Below are 21,816 nucleotides of genomic sequence, written 5' to 3'. Positions count from 1 at the left end.
GTTACTCCTTATACCTTGGGCCAGCAAAACCAAGACGGGTGCGGTTAATATGCTCCAACTCCAGCAGCAGGCCACTGTGATCAGCATCACTGTGGCCATTAGCGACCAGCGAGAGATATTCGTTGTGCACCTGCTGCGACAACGGCAGCGTTAATCCTTCTGCCCGGGCCTCATCCAGAATCATCCGCATGTCCTTCAGCTGTATCCGCGCTGGCGCGCCGGGCGCAAAATCCCGATCGATCATACGCTGACCGTGCAATTCCAGAATCCGGCTACCAGCAAAGCCGCCCATCAGTGCCTCCCGCACTGCCGCCGGATCAGCCCCGCCTTTGGCAGCCAGCAACAAAGCTTCAGACACCGCGCCAATAGTAATTCCAACAATCGCCTGATTAGCCAATTTGGCAAGCTGCCCGGCTCCAACCGGCCCGATTCTCGTGCACTTACCCAGCACCTCAAACACGGGCAAAGCTCTGGAAACATCTTCCTCTGTACCGCCCGCCATAATACTTAACCGCGCTTCCTGAGCACCCAGCGTGCCACCAGAAACCGGCGCATCCACATAGCCAGCGCCCTGTTCCATCGCAAGCGCGGCATGCCGACGAGCGACCGACGGCTGAATGGAACTCATATCAATCACCAGGGCACCCGGCTTTAGAGCTGCCATGGCACCACTGGCAACCAACACCTGCTCAACCACATCGCTGTTTTCCAGCATGGTGATTACCACATCGGCGGTTCGCACTGCATCAACGGGGCTCTCAGCTACCCTTGCCTCACTGGCAAACGGCTCGCACTTGCTGGCCGTTCGGTTCCATACAGTCATTGGGAAGCCTGAATTCAGCAGATTGCGGGTCATGGGAGCACCCATGAGGCCGATGCCAAGAAATGCGATACGGGGGAGTTTCTCAGTCATTTTAGAGGTCTCGGTTTCAAGTATCGGGAAGAAGTAATTGGGCAGGCCCTTCCAAAACCGTGCGGAGCCATGGATGGCGGAGCCGAGCGTACAGGGATGTATTCACAGCGTGTTTTGGAAGGGCCTGCCCAATTACTTCGTGCACCAAACTATAAGTCACAAAGAACACAAACAAAAACGCCACCAACCGGAACCGGTGGTGGCGTTTTCAAAGTACTTTCAGATCAACAGCCTAGTCAGGCAGCTTCTTCAGTCATCTGCGTACGGATTTTCTTCATGGCATTCTTCTCTAACTGGCGAATACGCTCAGCTGAAATACCGTACTTGTCTGCCAACTGGTGAAGCGTTGCCTTGCTCTCGGACAACCAACGCTCGCGCAAAATATCCTGGCTGCGCTCATCCAGCATTTCCAACGCTTCCATCAGACGGCCGTTAGAATCCTCCGTCCAGTCCGCTTTTTCGAGCTGAACAGCCGGGTCGCTACGGTGGTCTTCCAGATAATACGCCGGCGCCTTGTAAGCACTGTCGTCATCATCGTCCATCGGGCCATCAAACGCGGTGTCGTGGGAGGCCAGCCGGCCTTCCATTTCCCTCACAACCCTTGGCTCAACACCCAAATCGTCTGCCACTGCGTGCAGTTCGTCGTGGCTTAGCCAAGCCAGTTTTTTCTTCTGGCTGCGCAAGTTGAAAAACAGTTTGCGCTGGGATTTGGTCGTCGCCACTTTCACAATGCGCCAGTTGCGCAGAATGAACTCGTGAATTTCTGCCTTGATCCAGTGCACGGCAAAGGACACAAGCCGTACGCCATACTCCGGGTTGAAGCGCTTGACCGCCTTCATAAGGCCGACGTTGCCTTCCTGGATCAGATCAGCTTGTGCCAAACCATAGCCGGAATAGCTCCGGGCAATGTGAATAACAAAGCGCAGGTGCGACAGAACCAACTGGCGAGCTGCATCCACGTCTTCATCGTAATGAAGGCGCTCGGCCAGTTCCCGCTCTTCATCCACGGTTAGTACCGGAATGCGGCTCGCGGCCTGAATGTAAGCCTCGAGATTGGCGCCCGGAACCAGTCTTTCAATAAGCTGTAAACTCGTACCCATGCTTTAGCCTCCGAACCTGACGGTCGCATAATATAGCGAATAAAGATTGGACCGCCAAGAACCTTAAAAGTTCCCGAATCTCTCAAGTAAAACGTTTTAAATCAACAAAATGGAGAATTCGCCCTGACTTTCACTACCTTAGAAACTACCCCGGAACCGATCCGTATTCAATACGCTCTTACCGCAATCCGGATCATTAACCGCCAGCTATTTCACCCGGCTCAATATCGTCCAGATGGCGCTTTACTGCTATCCAGGCACCCAGCCAGCCTAGCAGCATCGCTACAATAATCAATGCAAACGCACCGTCAAAACTCAGGCCGCTCAGCGAGAAGTCGCTGCTGTATAAACCAGCAAGGCGCTCAATGGGGCCACTAAGCCACCAAAGAGAGAGTTGCAGCAGTATCCAGGCAACAACGCCACCGCCCAGACCAAACCACGCGCCCGTGTAAAGGAAGGGCCTGCGCACGAAGCCATCCGTTCCCCCGACAAGCTTGGCCACCAGGATCTCATCGCGGCGGCTTTCAATAGATAGCCTTACCGTGTTGCCGATCACCAGCACCACCGCTGCCGCCAACAAGATTGCCAGCGCCCAGACGGCCCGCGCAAGCAGGTCTGTCATGGCGTTCAGGCGTTGCAACCAGCCCAGATCTACCTGAACCCGCTCAATACCCTCCATGCTTTCAACAAACATCAGCAGGCTTGCTACCCCGTCTGCCGTCCTTGCACTTTCCTCAGGCGTGATCAGCAGAGTGTGGGGCAAAGGGTTCTCATCCAGATAATCCAACGCATCATCAAGACCCGACGATGCACGGAATTCTGTCAATGCACGATCACGGTCAATCAATTCAACTCCATCTACCCGTCCATCTGCGCCAATTTCTTCGGCAAGTTTGCGGGTCTGCTCAAGGCTGGCGTCCAGTTTCATATAAGCAGTAACCCGGGCACCGCTCTCCCAACCGGCGCTCACACCCTGAAGGCTGGTCAACAAAAGTAAAAGTGCAACCGGCAATGCCAGCGCAACGCCCATCACCGTCCAGGTCATCAGGCTGGCCACCGGGGTTCGCCACATGCGTGAGGCGCTGTCGCGTGCCACTTTTCGATGATGAATGAAGTAGGATTCCGCCTGCTCGCGCCAGGGCGACCGGGAGGCTTTCGCACCCCGGGCAATATCCGGTTTACGGGGCTTGGACAACGGGTCAACGGCCACGGAAACCTCCTTGCAGTGGGGTACCGCCCGCAATCAGATTGCCGTGATCGAGAGTCAGGGTACGCCGATCCATTTCGTTTATCAGGGCGAGATCGTGGCTGGCGATCAGCACAGTTACACCTACCTGGCTGAATTGTGCAAACAGATTCATGATGTCTGCAGAAAGTTTTGGGTCCAGGTTACCTGTAGGCTCATCCGCCAGCAGTAGAGGCGGCTTGTTCACCACGGCCCGGGCAATACCCACACGCTGCTGCTCACCACCCGATAACTGTAGCGGGTTCATTTTTTCCTTACTGAGCAGTCCCACTTTATCCAGCGCTGCACGCACACGCCGACCCACATCACGGGGTGAAGCTCCCATGACCTCCAAGGGCATGGCCACGTTATCAAACACAGTGCGATCAAAAAGAAGTTGATGATTCTGGAATACCACACCGATGTGCCGGCGTATGTAGGGAACCTGCCTTCGCGGCAGGCGGTTGAGCACCTGACCACCGACCACCACCTCTCCGGCAGTGGGGCGCTCCATAACCATGAGCAGTTTCAGCAGGGTACTTTTGCCCGCACCTGAGTGCCCGGTCAGAAACGCCAGCTCACCGCGATCCAGGTGAAAATTCACCTGCCGCAACGCAGTATGATCACTGTCATATCGCTTGGTAACCTGGCGAAACTCGATCATAACGGGCGACGACTCCAACAATCCGGGTTATTTGGCAAACTAGTCTGCAAACAATGCGTCCACAAAGGTTTCAGCATCAAAGCTGCGCAGGTCATCAACCTGTTCACCAACACCGATAAACCGGATAGGAAGCTGCAACTGACGGGCAATGGCAAATACGATACCGCCTTTGGCAGTGCCGTCCAGTTTCGTTAAGGTAATACCGCTCACGCCAACCGCCTTCTGGAACACCTGCGCCTGGCTAAGAGCGTTCTGCCCCGTGCCCGCGTCCAGCACCAGCATGACTTCGTGAGGTGCCGTGGCGTCCAGCTTTTTCATTACCCGGACAACCTTCTCCAGCTCTCCCATCAGATTGTCTTTGTTTTGCAGTCGACCTGCAGTGTCTGCGATCACCACATCCACGCCACGGGACTGGCCTGACTGTATAGCGTCAAAGATCACGGAGGCACTGTCGGCACCCGTATGCTGAGCCACCACCGGAACCTTATTGCGCTCACCCCAAACCTGCAACTGCTCAACGGCGGCCGCACGGAATGTATCCCCTGCCGCCAGCATCACTGACTTGCCTTCGCTCTGGAGCTTTTTAGTGAGTTTGCCAATGGTGGTGGTCTTGCCCACGCCATTCACACCAACCATCAAAATCACATAAGGCTTGGTTCCGGCATCAATTGTCAGCGGCTTGGTGACATTCTTTAACAGGCCATGCAACTCGTCACGTAGGGCCTTGCGAAGTGCTTCGCCGTCTTTGAGCTGGTTGCGCTGGAGTTTGTCCGTAAGGGATTCAATAATTTCCGAGGTGGCCGTTACGCCAACATCCGCCATCAGCAACGTGGTTTCGATTTCTTCCAGCAGGTCTTCATCTATTTTCTTGCCTACCGAAAACAGGTCGGCCATGCCGCCGGTCAGGCTTGCACGGGTTTTGCCCAGGCCTTGCTTGATGCGCTCAAAAACACTGAGTTGTGGCGCGGCTTCCGGTTCGGGAACCTTTGCCGGCTCCGGCTCTGGCATTGCCGGTGGCGCAACTGCTGTTGGCGCGTCCTCCGGCAAGGATTCAGGGGCGGCGGGGGCTGGCTTTTCAGTCGGCGCTAAAGGCTCAGGGCCTTTGACTGCCTCCGGTTTGCGCTGGGGCACGGGTTTCGGCCGCGGTACACGGCGGCGATTGCTGGCGATATCCAGAAAAAATACAAATACAAGAAGGGCCAGTAGGCCGACCGAAATCCACTCTGCCATCATAAAGTCATACCATCAGTCTGATTGGGCGGGACAAATAGAGCGCATATTCTAGCAGACTGTCCCAGTGAAGTGAGGTTGCTGTGGATTATCATGAACAGCCCGATTTCCGCTAAGATACGCCAGCCGAAAATATTGCCGCCCGTTTCCGGAGCCAACCATATGACCCGAAGAAAACCCTCAGGCCAGCACCTTTCAAGCAAGCCTTCCAAGGGCGCCGCCAAGAACACGGGTGCCGGGGGTGAACTACGCATTATCGGGGGCGACTGGCGCAGCCGGAAGCTGCGCTTCCCGGATGCAGGAGGGGTTCGCCCAACACCAGCACGCACACGGGAAACCCTGTTTAACTGGTTGTCGCTTCATATCGCGGGAAGCGATTGCCTGGACTTGTTTGCAGGCTCTGGTGCTTTGGGGCTGGAGGCGCTCTCAAGAGGTGCCGGCCAGGCCACGCTGGTTGATAACAACACAGCCTTGGCAGCCGCTCTTCGGGGCAACCTCAGGCTACTGGGTTCTGAAGCAGGCACTGTGATTTGCGCTAATGTAGACACCTACCTGAGCCAGCGTTCACGGCATCCATTCGATATCATTTTCATGGACCCTCCATTCCATCAGGGCTGGCTGACAACGCTGATCCCACTGCTGAATACCCAAGGCTGGGTGAAACCTGGAGGCTGGGTATACGTGGAGCACGAAAGTGACCTGCCGTCGCCGGCGGCACCTGCCAACTGGCAACTGCACCGGCAAAAAACCGCTGGCCAGGTCACTTACTGCTTATACAGAGTGGTTCAAGCCGCAGGGCGCAGCGAATAAGCCCGCAAATGGGCGGCAAACTCTTCCAGGTAACGAATACCACTGGCTTCAGCGTCTTTGCACCACTCCATCAACGCGTGCAGCTTATCCTGCGGCTTAAGGCCGCGCTGGCGCCAAAGGGCCTGTAACTCGTTGCTCATCTCGTAAATCTGGCGCAACACAGCGTTGCTTTCCAGAACTGATTCCAGCGCCTCTTTATCTCGCGGCTTTATCAGCGTAACTTCCCGCGATAGAAGCTGTTTGAGTTTACGATATCTGGGCCGTATCTCATCATCCATCAGGCTCTTTTGCTGGCGCAAAACCGGCTCTGTCACACGTTTGCGGTACTGGCGCATTATGTCGAAACGATTATTGGCAATAGCCTGCACAGTTTCCACATCCACGTTCTGCTTGCCCGGCACATAATGGGCGATCGGCCGATAGCCTTTGGGTTTGGCAAGACCAAACGCCTGGAACAGGCGGATATAGCCCCAGCCGATATCCACTTCGTACCAGCGGCGTGAAAGCTTGGAGGAGTTCGGGTAGGTGTGGTGGTTATTGTGCAGTTCTTCACCACCAATAATAATTCCCAGTGGAGAAATGTTGCGGGCGTTATCCGCACACTCGAAATTGCGATAACCCATCCAGTGGCCAATACCGTTCACAACACCGGCTGCCCAGAAAGGTATCCAGACCATCTGCACTGCCCAGATCCAGATACCGTTAACACCAAAAAGCACCAGATTAATGACTGCCATCAGAGCAATGCCCAGCGCCCTGTGGCGACTGTAAAGATTGCGCTCTATCCAGTCTTCCGGGGTCCGCTGGCCGTAGCGCTCAAGGTTTTCAGCAGTCGCTGCCGAGGCATACAACTCTGCCCCTTCGAATAACACCTTCTTTATACCCAGTACCACCGGGCTATGTGGATCTTCGGCCGTTTCACACTTGGCGTGATGCTTGCGATGGATCGCAGTCCATTCTTTGGTATTCTGCGCTGTGGTCAGCCACAGCCAGAAACGGAAAAAATGCTTCAGTGCAGGATGCAAATCCAGCGAGTTATGGGCCGAATGGCGATGCAGATAAAGCGTTACACTGATGATAGTGACGTGGGTCATACCCAGAACAACCAGAATCAACTGCATCACCGACAGGTCAAGGAGACCGTTAAACCACATAATTAATCCTCAAATCAAAACCTGAAGCGACCAATATAGGCGCCTGTTCGCGGCAGTTTAGCGTACAGGTGTTAGCTAAAACAACAAGCTTTAAAGTCAAGCTTGCTACCGTTCACATTTGCGCAACATCACACCTACAAATTTGACCGGAGACTGGTTGAATGCCCGAACTACCTGAAGTCGAAACCACAAGACGCGGCATTGCGCCCCACTGTGAAGGTCAAACCATTGCACAGGTCAAAGTACGAAATGGCAGCCTGCGCTGGCCCGTGCCCGGCGATCTTGCCGCGCAAATGAACGGCCAGGTTATCCGCACTGTCGAGCGGCGAGCAAAATATCTTTTTCTGAACCTCGACCATGGCACTGCCATCGTTCACCTGGGCATGTCTGGCAGCCTTCGCATCATCACTGATGGCGCACCGGCAGAGAAACACGACCACATCGACCTTGTGCTGCATTCCGGCGTAACTCTGCGCTTTAATGACCCCCGTCGCTTTGGTTGCTGGCTGTGGGCAGACTCTGCCGAGACGCACCCCCTGATTGCCAGCCTTGGGCCGGAACCGCTATCGGCAGAGTTTACTGGTCGAATGCTGTTCCAGTTATCGCGCTCCAGAAACACCCCCGTGAAATCCTTCATCATGGACAGCCATGTGGTGGTCGGCGTAGGCAACATTTACGCCAACGAAGCACTGTTCCACGCCGGCATTCATCCCAAACGCAAGGCTGGGCGCATCAGTCTCGATCGCTACCAGCGTCTTGCGGAAGCTATCCGGGAGATTCTCAGCGCTGCGATCCTGATGGGCGGCACTACCCTGCGAGATTTCGTGAACAGCGATGGCAAGCCAGGCTATTTCGCTCAGTCATTACTGGTTTATGGCCGCGCCGGAGAGCCCTGCCCGAACTGCGAAACACCGCTGAAGGAAATCCGCATGAACGGGCGATCTACCGTGTACTGCACAGGATGCCAGCGGTAGCTCTGGGCCGCAGACCTGAGCCCAACATCCGTAATATCCCGGCTTGCCTCAAATCGGGATCTGCGGCAGCCTGAGGAAAACATTTAAGGCTGGCTTTGCATATGATCAACTGGACGTCCCTCGAAACCGTATTCCTGGATATGGACGGCACACTGCTTGATCTGCACTTCGACAATCATTTCTGGCTGGAACACCTGCCCAGGCGTTACGCTGAGCGCAACGGCATGCACGCCGAGAAAGCCAGGGACAAAATCATCAGCATGATCATGGCCCAAAGAGGCACGCTCAACTTCTACTGCACCGATTACTGGAGCGAGCAGCTTGCCCTGGACATAACCGGACTGAAATCCGAGCTCAGTGACCGCATCGGCTACCGTCCGCATGTGGCGGACTTTCTTCAATCTCTCAAGAAGGCCGGCCTGCAATCCGTCATCGTCACCAACTGCCACCCGGATCCTCTGGAGCTGAAACTGCAGCGCACAGGCCTCGACCGCTATGTGGATGGTATTGTTTCCAGCCATCAGCTGGGCAAACCCAAAGAAGACACCGCCTTTTGGCAGGACCTGCAACAACTTGCCCCCTACAGAGCCGCTTCCACATTAATGGTGGATGACAGTTTCCCCGTACTGGAAAGCGCCCGGTCTGCAGGAATTGCCCAATGTCTCGGAATTCTGGCGCCAGACAGCAAACGGGCCGCCAGCAAATCTCATCCCGAAATACCTTGCGTGCACCACTTTGATGAAGTTCTGACAGCGATTCACCAGCAAAGGCCCCATCACCAGAAAAGCCCTCTGCCATCTGATGACTGAGGGCGCTATAATTGAGGCATACGCCCTTCAGGTGAGGAGATATGGCGGCATCCACTTCGGACGATCAACGGGTAAGGCTCGACAAATGGCTTTGGGCTGCGCGCTTTTACAAAACACGCTCCCTGGCAAAAGAGGCTGTAGAAGGCGGCAAAGTCCACTACAACAGCCAGCGCTGCAAGCCAGGCCGCCTGGTTGAGCCTGGCGCCACGCTCACCCTGCGCCTTGGCTATCTTGAAAAAGTCGTGGTTGTAGATGAAGTGAGCGAGCGTCGGCGCGGTGCGCCGGAAGCTCAAAAGCTCTACCACGAAACCGAAGACAGCATAAAAAAGCGTGAAGACCTCTCGTGGCAACGTAAAACCATGCAGGCAGCACAATTGCCGCCGGCAAGGCGCCCTTCCAAGAAAGATCGCCGCGACATTCAACGATTCCGTGACCAGAACAGCATCTGAACCAGACCGTTCTGTTGTCAGCCACCGATTAAAGCACCCAGTTTTCAGGAGAACCAATATGGCATCCCGCGACCAGTTCCAGCGTTTTATATTTGAACACAGCCAGGTACGCGGAGCCTGGGTACAGCTTGACGAGAGCTTCCGGGAAATCACCGGCCAGGCGCCTTATCCCGAGTCGGTCAGAGGCCTTCTGGGAGAAGCTCTTGTAGCCAGCATTGTTATGAGCAGCAGCCTGAAGTTCGAAGGCACACTGTCCATTCAGGCCCAGGGCGAAGGCCCGCTTCGAACACTCATGGCGGAATGCAGCCACGACCGCAAGATTCGCGGGCTTGCACGATTCGACGAGCACGCGGTGACCGAAGACAGCTTCCACGATTTGCTGGGCGACGGGCGTATGGCCATTACCATCACACCCCGGCAAGGCAGCCGCTACCAGGGCGTGGTGCCTCGGGAGCGGGATAGTCTGGGGGGATGTCTGGAAGAATATTTCGAGCGCTCGGAACAGATCCCCACCAGTCTGTTTCTGTTTTCCAATGAGCAGGGCGCTGCCGGCCTGATGCTCCAGCGTATGCCAGGTGCCACCCAGGAAGATGACGAACTCTGGGAGCGGGTTAACCACCTTGCACGCACGGTTAAGGCCGATGAACTGCTGGAACTTGATAGCGAAACTCTTCTGCACCGCCTGTTTAATGAAGAAACGGTGCGACTCTTCGATGCCGAAACCGTGGCATTTCAGTGCAGTTGTTCCAAAGACAGAACTCTTGTTGCCCTTGAAGCCATTGGCAAAGACGAGTGTTACAGCATACTGGAGGAACAGGGAACCATAGATATGGACTGCCAGTTCTGCCACGCGCACTATCGATTCGACAGGAATGATATTGATCAGCTTTTTACCGGCCATACGTTACACTAGGCACGGCTACAGAATCACCCGGAAGCCAGCAATCACGCGGCTTCCGGCGTAGTCGTTTTTTATTGGCGCCTCTGGCATAATAGCGCGCCTGAATTGATCCGATTGTTCAGAATTCCGTCAATTTTCGGGCAGGCGGCCTGAGCAGTCACTAAGACATCCCGAGGGTGAGGTCGAAGTGAGCAACACTTATAATGATCTGAGTACAGCAAGACTGGTAGAACAGGCACTGGCGCGTAACGAGGGCCAACTGGCATCCAACGGTTCGCTGGTCGTAGAAACTGGTCATCGCACCGGTCGGTCCCCCATGGATCGCTACATTGTTGAAGAACCAAGCACATCTGACGACATCCACTGGGGGCCGATCAACCGCCCGTTCGACGCCGATAAATTCGACGCCCTGTGGGAACGCGTAGAAGCCTATATTGCTGAAAAAGACAGCTTTGTGTCCCTGGTGCACGTGGGCTCCGACCCTGAGCACTACCTGCCAGTGAAAATGACCACCGAGACCGCCTGGCAAAACCTGTTTGGCCGCAACCTGTTCATTCGCCCGGAAAGCTACAACCAGGCAGACAAGCAGGAATGGCAAATTCTGAATGCTGCCAATTTTGAGTGCGTACCAGAGCGCGATGGCACCAACAGCGATGGCTGCGTCATCATCAACTTTGCTCGCCGCAGAGTGCTTCTGGCAGGCATGCATTATGCCGGTGAGATGAAAAAAGCGATGTTCTCCGTGCAGAACTTCCTGCTGCCGGAAAAAGACGTGCTACCAATGCATTGCTCCGCCAACGTTGGCGAAGACGGCGAAACCTGCCTGTTCTTCGGTCTATCCGGCACGGGTAAAACCACCCTGTCTGCCGACCCTCACCGCTTCCTTATTGGTGACGACGAGCACGGCTGGGGCCCTGGCACTGTTTTCAATATTGAAGGCGGCTGCTATGCCAAGTGTATCGATCTGAGCAAGAAGAACGAGCCCATTATCTGGGACGCGATCCGCTTCGGCGCTATTGTTGAAAACGTAACAATTGATCCGGAAACCCGCGAGCCAGACTACACCGACGTTTCCCTGACTGAAAACTCCCGGTGTGCCTACCCGCTCGAACACATTGAAAAGCGCGTAATCGAAAACCGCGCCGGTGAGCCAACACACATTGTGTTCCTGACCTGCGACATGACTGGCGTACTGCCGCCTGTGTCTATTCTGAGCCGTGAAGGTGCCGCTTATCACTTCCTGAGTGGTTATACAGCGCTGGTTGGCTCCACAGAAATGGGTTCATCGTCTGCACTGAAGTCTACCTTCTCCACCTGCTTTGGCGCTCCGTTCTTCCCGCGTCCGGCAGGCGTGTACGCTGAACTCCTGATGAAGCGTATGGATGAGTACGGCAGCAAGGTTTTCCTGGTGAATACTGGCTGGACTGGCGGTGCCTATGGTGAAGGAACACGCTTCAGCATACCGACCACCCGCGCGATCATCAGCGGCATTCAGAATGGCGAGCTTGACTCGGTTGAAACTGAGCACCTGCCAACCCTCAACCTGAGCGTGCCCAAGCAGGTACCGGGCGTAGATTCGGCGCTACTGAACCCACGCAATACCTGGGCCAGCAAAGAAGCCTACGATAAGAAGGCAGCGGAACTGATTGGTCAGTTCGTCGAAAACTTCAAGAAGTTTGATGTTTCCGATTCCATTGTTGAGGCCGGCCCGAAACTCTGAGCCCAGCCCCAAAAAAAAGCGCCCTGCTAATCAAGCACGGCGCTTTTTTTGTTTCAAGACGGAAGTCCTGGCCTGGCTTGCTACCCTCAGGCGTAGAACATCAAAGGTACGAAGGCCACAAGCACCAGCGAGATGCCCATCGCAATCAGAGGCATGATGATGCGCTCATGGCGCTGATAGAAGGTGCCGCCTTCCTGCTGGGCAGCCAGCACCTCGGCCTCTCCCACCACTTGTCGTGTTAGCAGATGGTTAAGTGCGACTGGCGGGCTCAGGTAGCCCAGCTCAAAGGCCACCAGGGTCACCATCCAGAAGTGAATGGGGTGAATTCCACTGGAATAAGCAATGGACGCTACAGTGGCAGTCACCAGAATGACGGCGCCAAAGGCATCCATAATCATTCCGAGAATCACCAGAATCATCACCATCAATAGCATCGCAGACCAGGCACTATCAAACGCCTGAGGGAAGGCTTCCATGATCTGGGAACGCTCGATCACGCCACCGATACTGACTGACAGGCCCAGGAGTAATAGCAACGCACCAATCTCAGCTGTGGTGTCATTGGTGGCTCCACGTACACTACGTTCCAGCCCCTGATGGTTAATCTCACCCGTCGCACTGCCCTTCTTGTTTTTGAAGCTTATATGCTCGTATACCAGGATGGACAACATAATGACCGGCAACAACCGCGGTGCCGAAAACTCATCCATACGCACATCCAGAGCAAAACGGTAGAGCAGCACAACACCCACAATAACCAAGGCGTAGGGTATCAGGGAGCGAAGCGCCTTTAGCGTGGCAGGCAAGGCTTCGGAAGCCGGCGCCAGATTAAACTTGCTCTGCCGGTTTACGGTGAGCGCAACTGCGCTGAACATGGCAGCCGTCAACACAAATACCCAGATACCCCAGCCGAACAGGTCATCTGTAGTCACTTCCCGGTTCAGATATGCGATAACAACAACCAGAAGGCAGGGACGCAACACAACACCCAGAGAACCCGACATTGCGGTGGCCGCAAGCGCCAATTGCCGACGGGCACCAGCAGCACGCAACTCACTGTAAATAACCGCACCTGCAGCTATAACGAAAATCCCCGAAGCACCGGTATAAGCCGTTGGAACAGCAGCAACAAGAACGGCAACCACAGCCAGCAATTCCGGTGGCATACGCCAGGGTCGAAACAGGTTGAATACCAGCGTTGCCAGGCGCGTTTGTTTAAGCATCATGCCGACCCAAACATACAGGCCCACATTCAGGAACATGTCCGCCAGTTCGACCATCTTGCCGAGATAGATGCCAATGCCTGACGTGTGTCCAATCAGCGCAAAATAGCTTCCGGAAATCAGACACATCACTGTGTACAGCGGCACAGCCAGGAATGCCTTGTTCAGTTGCCCTCCGGGAGCCAGGCCTGCCGGCACGCGAACCAGCCGGTAAAGGCTGGCCAGGGTAAGACTCGCAAACCCTACGACCCAAAAGTTATGGAGCAGGAGATCGTCGGATGAAACTGCCGTTTCGGTGCCCAAACTGGATTGGCGGAAAATCAGGCTGGACCCCAACAACATAGCGTTAGCTATCGTCTGGAGCGTCAGGGAAACCGTATAGTCCAAACGGGTCTCCATGGCCCGCATGGCTATATGATGGCGTGTAAGTGTGGCTGTGGCAGCACACAACATCACCAACAACACCAGAATGTAGCGTTGCGACTCAAGGCCAAAGGCAATCAAATCAGCAACAAACAGCTCCACTGCCCGGTAGGCTTTGACGCCGGGGGTGAGCTTATCCTGCAGACTGTCATAGCTTTGATAGGCAGCTTTGCAATCGGCAACAGAGCGCTCAATCGCAAGCCGGACATCCGCAGGATCTTTCTCCTGCGCGCCCAGCAACATCGCCATGGGGTCATCGTCGGCTGGCTTTTGAGCAAGCTCTTGCGCCACTGCCGCATCAATATCCCGATCTGCGTTACAGGTTGGCGCTACCGGGTCCATCCGCAGTTTGTAATAGCCACTCCAGAGCTGTTCGCCGCCGCGCAGCATCTGGTTATGGATATCGCTGCTTGTAGAAAAAAGCACCACAGACAACAAAAGCAGACAGGCAGGTAGTGATGAAAACCACTCCAGACCACTCCGACGAAAACTACCCTTGGTCATAACTCTACACTCTGGAACATTAACAAGTTACAGCAGGCCATCGAGGTCCATGGTTTCAACTTCTTTCTGCTGGTCATCCCAGAAGCTGCCAAGCTGGCCCAAAGGGGTGCGGTGGCCGGTATTCTCTACCCAAAGACGGTCGGAGATTGAGACGATAATATTGGTCGCCATGGCATCCACGAACGCCCACTCTGCATTAGCCGGCTGCTCCTTGAGCGACTCAGCGTGTCGGCGCACCACCGACTTCACCATGGCTTCATCACCCTTATTGGTTGCCGCGATTGCGTGGAACACGTGGCTCAATCGAACACCTGCTTCCTCACCCAATCGATCGGTCATCGCGAGACGGTCAAAGGCATCCTCACCTTCCGGCTGAGCGCCCGGTATCATGGCCCAAACCGTTGCTTTCAGTGCCATTGGTGCGCCCCACCACTTGTCATTCTCAAGGCAGCTGGACGCTCTGGCTACAATCGAACCAACGTTCTTGGGAACGCCAATAGACGATGTTGACTGGATTTCTGCATTAAGCGCCTGCAAACCGGACAGCAGTCCGGCAAGGTAAATGAACTCATCCAGGTCGTCGTCGAAATCCGGACACTCACCGGTACCGGACTCGCCGTAGTATGTATTGTGATGCTGCCAGGACTTCAGATAGCGCTTTGATGCCAGAGCGTAAGCCCGCTTCTGGCGAATCATGGCGTCTTCTGCGGCGTTGCCTTTTCTTTCGTACATGGCAGCCAATGCCGCCAGCTCATGCTCACGACCTTGATCTTCAGCACAGCCACCGGCTGAAAGATAAAGCATTACCGCCAACTGGTCGGGCTCGTCGGTTACTCGACCGAAGGACATCAACAGAGGGGCAGTGGCCTCACTCATGGCGCAACCCATAGCCAGATCGCCACTTTCCATCAAGTAGGGAATTGTGTGCTCACGAGAGAAACCCTGCATAACATCGCCAGTGGTTTTGTACATCATGTTATTGATCACACCACAACCTGACAGCAAAGTGCCAAGGCTTAGAGCAACAACAACGCCCCTGTAACGGGCGAATGAATGCCGAATTGACTGCCCGACAGATAGCGAGCGGGAATGATTCGGGTTGGAGGGTGCTGCTAATGGAATCCCGGTTTGCTTCATGGTTTTTAAACCTTCTTAACGTTTTGAATTATTATTCTGAACGCGCCGTTAGCCGGGCATTATGGCCCACAGCGCTCGCTCTTTTTGAGACCGGCACCGCAAATGACGCCTGTGTACACAGATTTTATGGCTCATCGTATTTGCACAAAATACCGCAAGCCGCTATAGATTCAGGCAGCCGCACTCTCGTTGAGCTGCAACTCCGATGGATAAAAAAAAGGGATACCCGATGCGCAAACCTGAACTTGCTGCAGCTATCGCCGAACGCACTGGCCTCACCCGAGAAAAAGCCAGTGAAGTGATTACCGCTATCACAGATCAGATTTCGGCTGCCGCTGCTCGCGGAGAAGACACCACCCTAATAGGCTTTGGCACCTTTAATATCCGCACCCGCGAAGCACGGGATGGCAGGAATCCTCAAACCGGTGCGACAATCCGCATTCCCGCCAGCAAAACCGTTGGTTTCAAGGCAGGTAAAGCATTCAAGGATGCGCTTCGCTCAAACTGACAAGCACCCCGAAAGCCAAGCCTGAAACGACCCGCCCTTCGCACACCAGGCGGGCCTGTTTCAAATTGTGAGTCTAATCAGGAAGCACACTCTGAACGTGTGGCATCCACCCGACAACGAATCGCCTTCATCAGCTTGATTGCACGCTCGTCGTACACACCATCGTCAACCAGTGACAAGCGCACTTTCTGCAGCATTTTGTCGTACTCGGCTGTCACTTCCCTTGGCAAGGTCATCCATACACTTTCCGGCATTTCAGCTTCTGCTTGGGAAATGATGTCGTAGGCCTCGCCCATGCGTTTGACGGCCTCATCACGCACCATCTGGCCGGCGCTATCCGGGAAGCGATCGCGGTGGAGGATGATCTGGAAGTTCATATAGGCCAGTGCGTATTTCAGAACGCCGCCGTTTGGCTCAACGCCCTTGTACAATTCCAATGGCTGATATGCCACCGCAGGAGCGTAGGCAATATCAACACTGCCATTATTAAACTTGCCGGCAAAGTTAGCGGAGTTGGAACCAACAACAGACGCGCCCACATGGCGAACCATGCGAACCGACGCCTGATCGAAATCCAGTGTTGCAACGCGCTTGCCCTGAAGTTTTTCTACGGAATCAATGCTGCGATCACGGGTGTGGAGGTAAATCGCACCAGCCGGGAACACTCCCGCCACTTCATAGGGGCCATCTACCAGCAGTGGGCGGGCATTAGGCTGACTGAGCGTGTTGTACAGCAGGCGCATTTCTTCTTGGCCAGGCACAGCACCCATGGCCTCGAGACTGCCGGTGAACTTGTTGAACTCACGAGCGCGGGTTCCGGTAAGGAACACTGCATCACACTGACCAGCCTTGAAATCTTCCGCAGCAACTTTTTCGTCGGTGTAGGCGCTCAGGTTCAGCTTGATACCGTTCTGAAGAGCAATAGGCTGAAAGGTTTTGGTAATGGTGAAAAGCGGGCCGTTAGCGCCAACCGGATCAAACACACAAAAGCTTCGCTCAATGATTTCATCGTCTGCTTTCGGGCTGGTTTGGGCATTACCCACTGAGGGGAGCAAAAAGCTTGCACACAGGGCAGCCGCCAAGGCCACCTTTTGCGGGAAGAATGCTGATGTCACGGGATGACTCCTGAATCATTATTGTTTGGCGGCGGTGCTTGCTATCCGATCTGACAAGCTGCGCACTTTTATTGAAGTCGACATTATGCCGGAAGGCATAAGAATACGTTGGCACAGGTGCCCCGTCTCAAGGGTTTTTAAGCAACATTTTGGATTATGTGATGGTGTCGACAAAGATTGGCTGACCCCAGGCGCATTTTATAGCCAGACCCGGCGTTCTCAGGCGCCAGGCCAGGCTTCCCGCCCTTCCACCAGTGTAAACCGAACGACGCCAGGCAGCGGCCGATCAAGCACTGGCGCGTGATGCCCCGCAGAAATCAGGGACCGCTTACTTGGCGTCCAGTGCGCTTCAGGGTCAAATACGCAAAGGTCGGCTACATCATCCTGACCAATCGTAGCGTTAAGCCCAACCACTGAAGCCGGGCCCGAAGTAAGCCCGCGAATCAGCTCGGCAAGGGTAAACTCGCCCCTCTGCACCAGCTCAAGCCCCAGAGACAGCAGGCTTTCTATACTGGAAAGACCAGGTTCAGTGTCTGGCAACGGCGCCTGTTTTGCTGCGCTTTCATGGGGCAGATGCTGGCTGACGATGGCATCAATTACACCTTCGCGAACGCCAGCAACCAGTGCTTGACGATCCGCCTCTGAACGCAACGGCGGACGCAAGTGGAAGCGGCTGTCAAAGCCCGACAACGCCTCCTCTGTAAAGACCAGCTGATGCATGGCTACGTCGGCGGTCACAGCAATGCCACGACTGCGGGCGTCGGCAACCATCTCCACGCTGCGGCCGCATGAGAGCTGGCTCAGGTGCAGTCTCACGCCAGTTTCTTCGGCAAGCAGCAACATCTCCATTACAGCAGCGGTTTCTGCCACCTCCGGAATACCCAGCAAGCCGAGGCGAGCCGACACCAGGCCATCATGGGCGTAGCCGTCTGCAGCCAGGGATTGATTCTCCGGGCGCAACATCACGATCAAACCAAAGGTCTGGGCATAGGCCATGCAGCGGCGCAACACTCGGGCATTGCGCACACCGCGGGAACCATTACCCACAGCAATACAGCCGGCAGCAGTCAGGCCCGACATATCACTGAGCATTTCCCCATCAAGCCCGCGGGTGAGTGCACCCACGGGCAACACCCGAATCGGCGAGCAGACATAAGCGCCATCCCTGATCAGGTGAGTCACGGCTCGGGAGTCATTAACCGGTGAGGTCTCCGGAGACACGCATACAGTGGTGAAGCCGCCCCGGGCCGCAGCGCGGGTTTCGGACACCATGTTGCCTTTCTGGCCATTGCCCGGCTCACGCAGGTTGCAAGACAGATCAACAAAACCCGGTGAAATTACACAACCCCTTGCGTCAAATGACTGGTCTGCATCGGCTTTTTCAGCCGCTTCGCCAATGGCTGCGATGCGCCCGTTTCTAATTAACAGGGCAGAGTTAGGGGTTTCACTTCCATGGCCATCCAGAAGTCGGCCGCCAGTGATTTTCAGGCTGGCGCCGGAAAAATGGTCGTTACCGCTCATGCCAAGCCCCTCTCATTTATCTCGTTCTGTTTCTGCTGCCGCTCGGCCATTTGCCCGCCCATCGCCATGGACATCACAGCCATGCGGATGGCAATACCATTGGTGACCTGATTCAGGATCACCGATTGCGGGCCATCCGCCACTGCGGATTCAATTTCGACGCCACGATTAATCGGGCCCGGGTGCATGACAATGCATTCGGGGTGCGCCAGTGCCAGCTTGTCCTGACTCAAACCGTAGAGCCGGTAAAACTCACGCTCACTGGGCAGCAGTGCACCTTCCATTCGTTCTTTCTGCAGGCGCAGCATGATCACCACGTCCAGGTCCTTCATACCCTTGGCCATGTCGTATTCCACGGTGCAGCCGAGGCTTTCCACATCTTTTGGCAACAGGGTTCCGGGGGCGATAACCCGTATCTGTTCGGCACCCAGCTCATTCAGCGCACGGATTTGGGAGCGCGCTACACGCGAGTGCAGGATGTCGCCCACTATGGCCACTTTAAGGCCCTCAAAACCGCCCTTGTGCTGCCGAATAGTCAGCATATCGAGCATGGCCTGGGTTGGGTGAGCATGGCGACCGTCGCCTGCATTAATAATGGCTACGCCTGGGGTAACGCTTTCAGCAATAAAGTGGGGCGCACCGCTCTGGGCATGACGCACAACAAACATATCGCTGGCCATGGCCTCAAGATTCAAAAGCGTGTCTGAGAGCGATTCGCCCTTGGACGTTGCGGAGGTGTTTATATCGAGGTTAAGTACGTCGGCAGACAGGCGCTTTGCAGCAAGCTCAAAGGTACTGCGGGTGCGGGTGCTGGCTTCAAAGAACAGGTTGACCACGGTTCGGCCTCGCAGCAGAGGCACTTTCTTGATACTTCGCTCACCCACTTCGATAAAGGAATCTGCAGTATCCAGAATGTCGGTCAGCAATTCCCTGCCCAGCCCGTCCAAAGTCAGAAAATGCCGCAACTGGCCATCCCGGGTAAGCTGCAAGTGGTTAGGGGAAGCTAGGTTTGCGGTCATGGAGTGCCTGCTATCGGGTTCGGAGGTTTACTGTTCGGCTGCCTGAATTTCTATCCGGAGCGGATCCGGGCCACGAAGTTTTATGCGCTGCGGCGCATCCAGCTTCAGCGACTGCCCGGCCACATCAGGCTGGATGGGCAATTCACGGGCACCGAGATCAATCAACGTGGCGAGTATGATACTGGCTGGGCGACCATAATCGAACAGCTCATTCATCGCCGCACGTATGGTTCGGCCACTCATAATAACGTCGTCCACCAATATGATATCCCGGTCTTCGGTATCAAACGGCAGGCTTGAGGGGGTTACCTTGGGGTTGAGCCCAATACGGCTGAAGTCATCCCGGTAGAAAGAAATATCCAGCTCACCGAACGGCTCTTCAATCCCGAGGCGCTTGCCAATGATATCTGCTACCCATACGCCACCGGTGCGGATGCCGATAAGCACCGGCGACTTGATACCGCGTTCTTCAAGCAGGTTACGCAGCCCCGCCTCCAACTTGTCCAGAAGCTGGTCCACATCAAGCAATGCGCTCATTAAATCCTCACTTTATTATTCTGTTTGCAGCCGACACCAGGTTTCCAGTATCAGCACCGCTGCGCGATCGTCCACGCCGTGACGGCCATAGTCCCGGCTACCACCGGCAGCCATCACCTGGCCCTTTGCTTCGTAACTGGTCAGGCGCTCATCTACCATGTCGATCGGTACATGAAAACGGCCATGCAGGCGCTTACCAAACTTTCGGGCGCGGCCACACATGTCATTTTCGCTGCCATCCATATTCAGAGGCAGGCCAACCAGCACCAGATCCGGCTGCCACTCCGCCAACAGCTTTTCGAGCTGAGCCCAATCGGGGGTTCCGTTGTCGGCGGGGATCATCACCAGAGGCTGGCCTGTACCGATCATCTCCTGCCCCATAGCCACGCCAATACGGCGGAGACCAAAATCGAATGCCATCACACTGCGCTGACCGCGTTCAGGCATGCCCCACCGTTTCACTGAGTTGGTTAATATCTATCCCTATCAGGCCAAGAACAGCCTTGTAACGGTCAGCCCAGGGTGTCCTGAACAGAATGTCGGTAGTAGCAGGACAGGTTAACCAGGAATTGCTGCCCAACTCCTCCTCCAACTGCCCTTCACCCCACCCCGAGTATCCCAGAGCCATCAGAAACTCCTTCGGGCCCTCGTTGAGGCCAATACCGGCCAGTATATCGCGGGAGGTGGTCAACATAACGTCGTCAGAAACTTTGGCAGTACTTTGCCAGTCTGCTCCGGGGGAGTGCAGCACGAACCCTCGCTCCTGCTCCACCGGCCCACCGCTGAACACAGGCAGGTCAAGCTCGCCACCCTGGAGATCAAGCTGTTCCAGAATCTCCCCCAAATGAATATCCAGAGGCTGGTTGACCATCAACCCCAAGGCTCCATCACTGGAGTGCTCACAAAGGTAGATAACAGCGCCGTGAAAGCGAGGGTCCGCAAGATAGGGCGATGCCACCAGAAAGTGATGTCGCAAGCTGTGAGGAGAATGCTTAGATGCCGTCATCCAGATGTCAGCCCCCTTTGCTGGAAGGACCAGGTGCGTATGATTTCCAGTTCATCCACTTCTTTTCGCATATCGTCAGGAAAAGGCGCGAAGGGCGCGGCCATCCTGACGATACGAATGGCTGCATCATCCAGCAGTGTACTGCCCGACGATTGCAGAATAGCCACTTCCTTGATTGTGCCATCTTTCTGCATGGATACCAGCATTCGCAGGGTGCCATAAACGCCGGCACGTCGGGCTTCGGTGGGATAGTTGATATTGCCAACCCGCGTAACCTTGCTTACCCAGTTCTGCACGTACCATGCGTTGCTGGATTTCAGGGTGGAAGCTGCGGTCACCCGCATCACTCTGGGTTTGCGGGCATAGGCCTGCTGCTGGGCATCAAAGCGCGCTTCCAGACTGGCAATCTCAAGACTACGCTCCATCAGGCTTTTCTTTTCTTTAACCGGCAAGGGCTCGTCTTCTGGTTCAGCGCGCTGCTCAGGCTGCTGAACCTGCTGAGTGGATCGTCCCTCCGTTTGCACAACCGCACGCTCCTGCCGGCGAACTGGTTCCACCTGGGCCATGGGCTCCGGCTGCACCTGAGCCACTTCCGGCTGGCTGATGTCCGCGGGTTGCGGCGAGGTCATTTCCCGGGGTTCATCCTCGGTACCACTGCCCTGCTGGTTGGTCTGCGCCAAAAAATCTGCCTTGTCCGGCGCCTGCTCATCATCAAACTGCGACAGGGTGATTTCCATTGTCTGGGCAGAAGAGCGCGGAGACTCCGGGGCAAAGGTAATCCCCAACACTACAACTGCATGCACCACCAGCGCCATAAACAGCGTGAAGGAAAACCTGTCAAAATCGCTTACCTGCACCGCCATGACTAAACCCG

The 21,816-nt window shown here is 55.4% G+C and carries 22 protein-coding genes; 7 read left to right on the top strand and 15 right to left on the bottom strand.

What is annotated here, in order from left to right; genetic code table 11:
* Position 1: 1 nt before the first annotated feature.
* The 5 genes from RKA07_RS12385 to ftsY all read right to left on the bottom strand — a co-directional run bounded on the left by RKA07_RS12385 (position 2) and on the right by ftsY (position 5,135).
* On the bottom strand, positions 2–913 hold the full coding sequence (locus tag RKA07_RS12385) for an NAD(P)-dependent oxidoreductase (RefSeq protein ID WP_310966444.1): 912 nt from the start codon (positions 911–913) through the stop codon (positions 2–4).
* Positions 914–1,149: 236 nt separating this feature from the next.
* Positions 1,150–2,013, bottom strand: a complete 864-nt coding sequence (rpoH, locus tag RKA07_RS12380; protein ID WP_200202368.1) for an RNA polymerase sigma factor RpoH — start codon at positions 2,011–2,013, stop codon at positions 1,150–1,152.
* 196 nt (positions 2,014–2,209) lie between these two features.
* A complete protein-coding gene (ftsX, locus tag RKA07_RS12375) occupies positions 2,210–3,223 on the bottom strand; it encodes a permease-like cell division protein FtsX (RefSeq protein ID WP_310966443.1) in 1,014 nt (337 codons plus the stop codon).
* Positions 3,213–3,902: a cell division ATP-binding protein FtsE gene (ftsE, locus tag RKA07_RS12370; RefSeq protein ID WP_200202369.1), complete on the bottom strand. Its 690-nt coding sequence runs from the start codon at positions 3,900–3,902 to the stop codon at positions 3,213–3,215. Before ftsE ends, ftsX begins: the two co-directional genes overlap by 11 nt.
* A 39-nt stretch (positions 3,903–3,941) precedes the next feature.
* Positions 3,942–5,135 (bottom strand): signal recognition particle-docking protein FtsY, encoded by a 1,194-nt coding sequence (gene ftsY / locus RKA07_RS12365; RefSeq protein ID WP_310966442.1) that lies wholly within the window; start codon positions 5,133–5,135, stop codon positions 3,942–3,944.
* A gap of 159 nt (positions 5,136–5,294) precedes the next feature.
* On the opposite strand from ftsY, the gene rsmD reads away from it, so the two are divergent.
* Positions 5,295–5,942, top strand: coding sequence for a 16S rRNA (guanine(966)-N(2))-methyltransferase RsmD (gene rsmD / locus RKA07_RS12360; protein WP_200202371.1), 648 nt, complete (start codon positions 5,295–5,297; stop codon positions 5,940–5,942).
* Here rsmD and RKA07_RS12355 read toward each other — a convergent pair.
* Positions 5,918–7,096, bottom strand: coding sequence for a DesA family fatty acid desaturase (locus RKA07_RS12355; protein WP_200369864.1), 1,179 nt, complete (start codon positions 7,094–7,096; stop codon positions 5,918–5,920). The two genes, rsmD and RKA07_RS12355, sit on opposite strands and share 25 nt — an antisense overlap.
* Before the next feature lie 161 nt (positions 7,097–7,257).
* Between RKA07_RS12355 and mutM the strand changes: the two genes are divergently transcribed.
* From mutM to RKA07_RS12330, 5 genes are all read left to right on the top strand, one after another.
* Entirely contained in the window at positions 7,258–8,070 is an 813-nt protein-coding gene (gene mutM / locus RKA07_RS12350) for a bifunctional DNA-formamidopyrimidine glycosylase/DNA-(apurinic or apyrimidinic site) lyase (RefSeq protein WP_310966441.1), read from the top strand.
* Between the two features lie 101 nt (positions 8,071–8,171).
* Positions 8,172–8,879 carry a GMP/IMP nucleotidase gene (gene yrfG, locus RKA07_RS12345; RefSeq protein WP_200369866.1) on the top strand — a complete coding sequence of 236 codons (708 nt, stop codon included), beginning with the start codon at positions 8,172–8,174 and terminating at the stop codon, positions 8,877–8,879.
* Between the two features lie 41 nt (positions 8,880–8,920).
* The gene (gene hslR / locus RKA07_RS12340) at positions 8,921–9,328 is read left to right on the top strand and encodes a ribosome-associated heat shock protein Hsp15 (RefSeq protein WP_200202375.1); all 408 of its coding nucleotides are present in this window, start codon (positions 8,921–8,923) and stop codon (positions 9,326–9,328) included.
* Positions 9,329–9,386: 58 nt separating this feature from the next.
* Complete coding sequence (hslO, locus tag RKA07_RS12335) at positions 9,387–10,241, top strand: Hsp33 family molecular chaperone HslO (protein WP_200202376.1); 855 nt, start codon at positions 9,387–9,389, stop codon at positions 10,239–10,241.
* Between the two features lie 175 nt (positions 10,242–10,416).
* The gene (locus RKA07_RS12330; protein ID WP_200202377.1) at positions 10,417–11,949 is read left to right on the top strand and encodes a phosphoenolpyruvate carboxykinase; all 1,533 of its coding nucleotides are present in this window, start codon (positions 10,417–10,419) and stop codon (positions 11,947–11,949) included.
* 86 nt (positions 11,950–12,035) lie between these two features.
* On the opposite strand, the gene RKA07_RS12325 is transcribed toward RKA07_RS12330, so the two are convergent.
* Entirely contained in the window at positions 12,036–14,099 is a 2,064-nt protein-coding gene (locus RKA07_RS12325) for a TRAP transporter large permease subunit (protein ID WP_310966440.1), read from the bottom strand.
* A 27-nt stretch (positions 14,100–14,126) separates the two neighbouring features.
* Complete coding sequence (locus RKA07_RS12320; protein ID WP_310966439.1) at positions 14,127–15,236, bottom strand: hypothetical protein; 1,110 nt, start codon at positions 15,234–15,236, stop codon at positions 14,127–14,129.
* Positions 15,237–15,465: 229 nt separating this feature from the next.
* On the opposite strand from RKA07_RS12320, the gene RKA07_RS12315 reads away from it, so the two are divergent.
* Complete coding sequence (locus RKA07_RS12315; protein WP_200202379.1) at positions 15,466–15,744, top strand: HU family DNA-binding protein; 279 nt, start codon at positions 15,466–15,468, stop codon at positions 15,742–15,744.
* A gap of 77 nt (positions 15,745–15,821) precedes the next feature.
* Here the strand turns inward: RKA07_RS12315 and RKA07_RS12310 are convergent, their stop codons facing one another.
* From RKA07_RS12310 to RKA07_RS12280, 7 genes are all read right to left on the bottom strand, one after another.
* On the bottom strand, positions 15,822–16,859 hold the full coding sequence (locus tag RKA07_RS12310) for a putative solute-binding protein (RefSeq protein WP_310966438.1): 1,038 nt from the start codon (positions 16,857–16,859) through the stop codon (positions 15,822–15,824).
* Positions 16,860–17,078: 219 nt separating this feature from the next.
* A complete protein-coding gene (locus tag RKA07_RS12305) occupies positions 17,079–18,380 on the bottom strand; it encodes a dihydroorotase (protein WP_310966437.1) in 1,302 nt (433 codons plus the stop codon).
* A complete protein-coding gene (locus RKA07_RS12300) occupies positions 18,377–19,399 on the bottom strand; it encodes an aspartate carbamoyltransferase catalytic subunit (protein WP_200202382.1) in 1,023 nt (340 codons plus the stop codon). Before RKA07_RS12300 ends, RKA07_RS12305 begins: the two co-directional genes overlap by 4 nt.
* Before the next feature lie 27 nt (positions 19,400–19,426).
* Positions 19,427–19,936 carry a bifunctional pyr operon transcriptional regulator/uracil phosphoribosyltransferase PyrR gene (gene pyrR, locus RKA07_RS12295; protein WP_200202383.1) on the bottom strand — a complete coding sequence of 170 codons (510 nt, stop codon included), beginning with the start codon at positions 19,934–19,936 and terminating at the stop codon, positions 19,427–19,429.
* 15 nt (positions 19,937–19,951) lie between these two features.
* The gene (gene ruvX / locus RKA07_RS12290) at positions 19,952–20,383 is read right to left on the bottom strand and encodes a Holliday junction resolvase RuvX (RefSeq protein ID WP_200369867.1); all 432 of its coding nucleotides are present in this window, start codon (positions 20,381–20,383) and stop codon (positions 19,952–19,954) included.
* Complete coding sequence (locus RKA07_RS12285; protein ID WP_200369868.1) at positions 20,376–20,942, bottom strand: YqgE/AlgH family protein; 567 nt, start codon at positions 20,940–20,942, stop codon at positions 20,376–20,378. The genes ruvX and RKA07_RS12285 overlap by 8 nt, the downstream gene beginning before the upstream one ends.
* Complete coding sequence (locus RKA07_RS12280; protein ID WP_200369869.1) at positions 20,939–21,805, bottom strand: energy transducer TonB; 867 nt, start codon at positions 21,803–21,805, stop codon at positions 20,939–20,941. Before RKA07_RS12280 ends, RKA07_RS12285 begins: the two co-directional genes overlap by 4 nt.
* Between the last annotated feature and the right edge of the window lie 11 nt (positions 21,806–21,816).

Source organism: Marinobacter xiaoshiensis (genome assembly GCF_031631795.1).
GTDB classification, from domain to species: Bacteria; Pseudomonadota; Gammaproteobacteria; order Pseudomonadales; family Oleiphilaceae; genus Marinobacter; species Marinobacter xiaoshiensis.
This window is presented reverse-complemented; position numbering and strand designations above follow the sequence as displayed.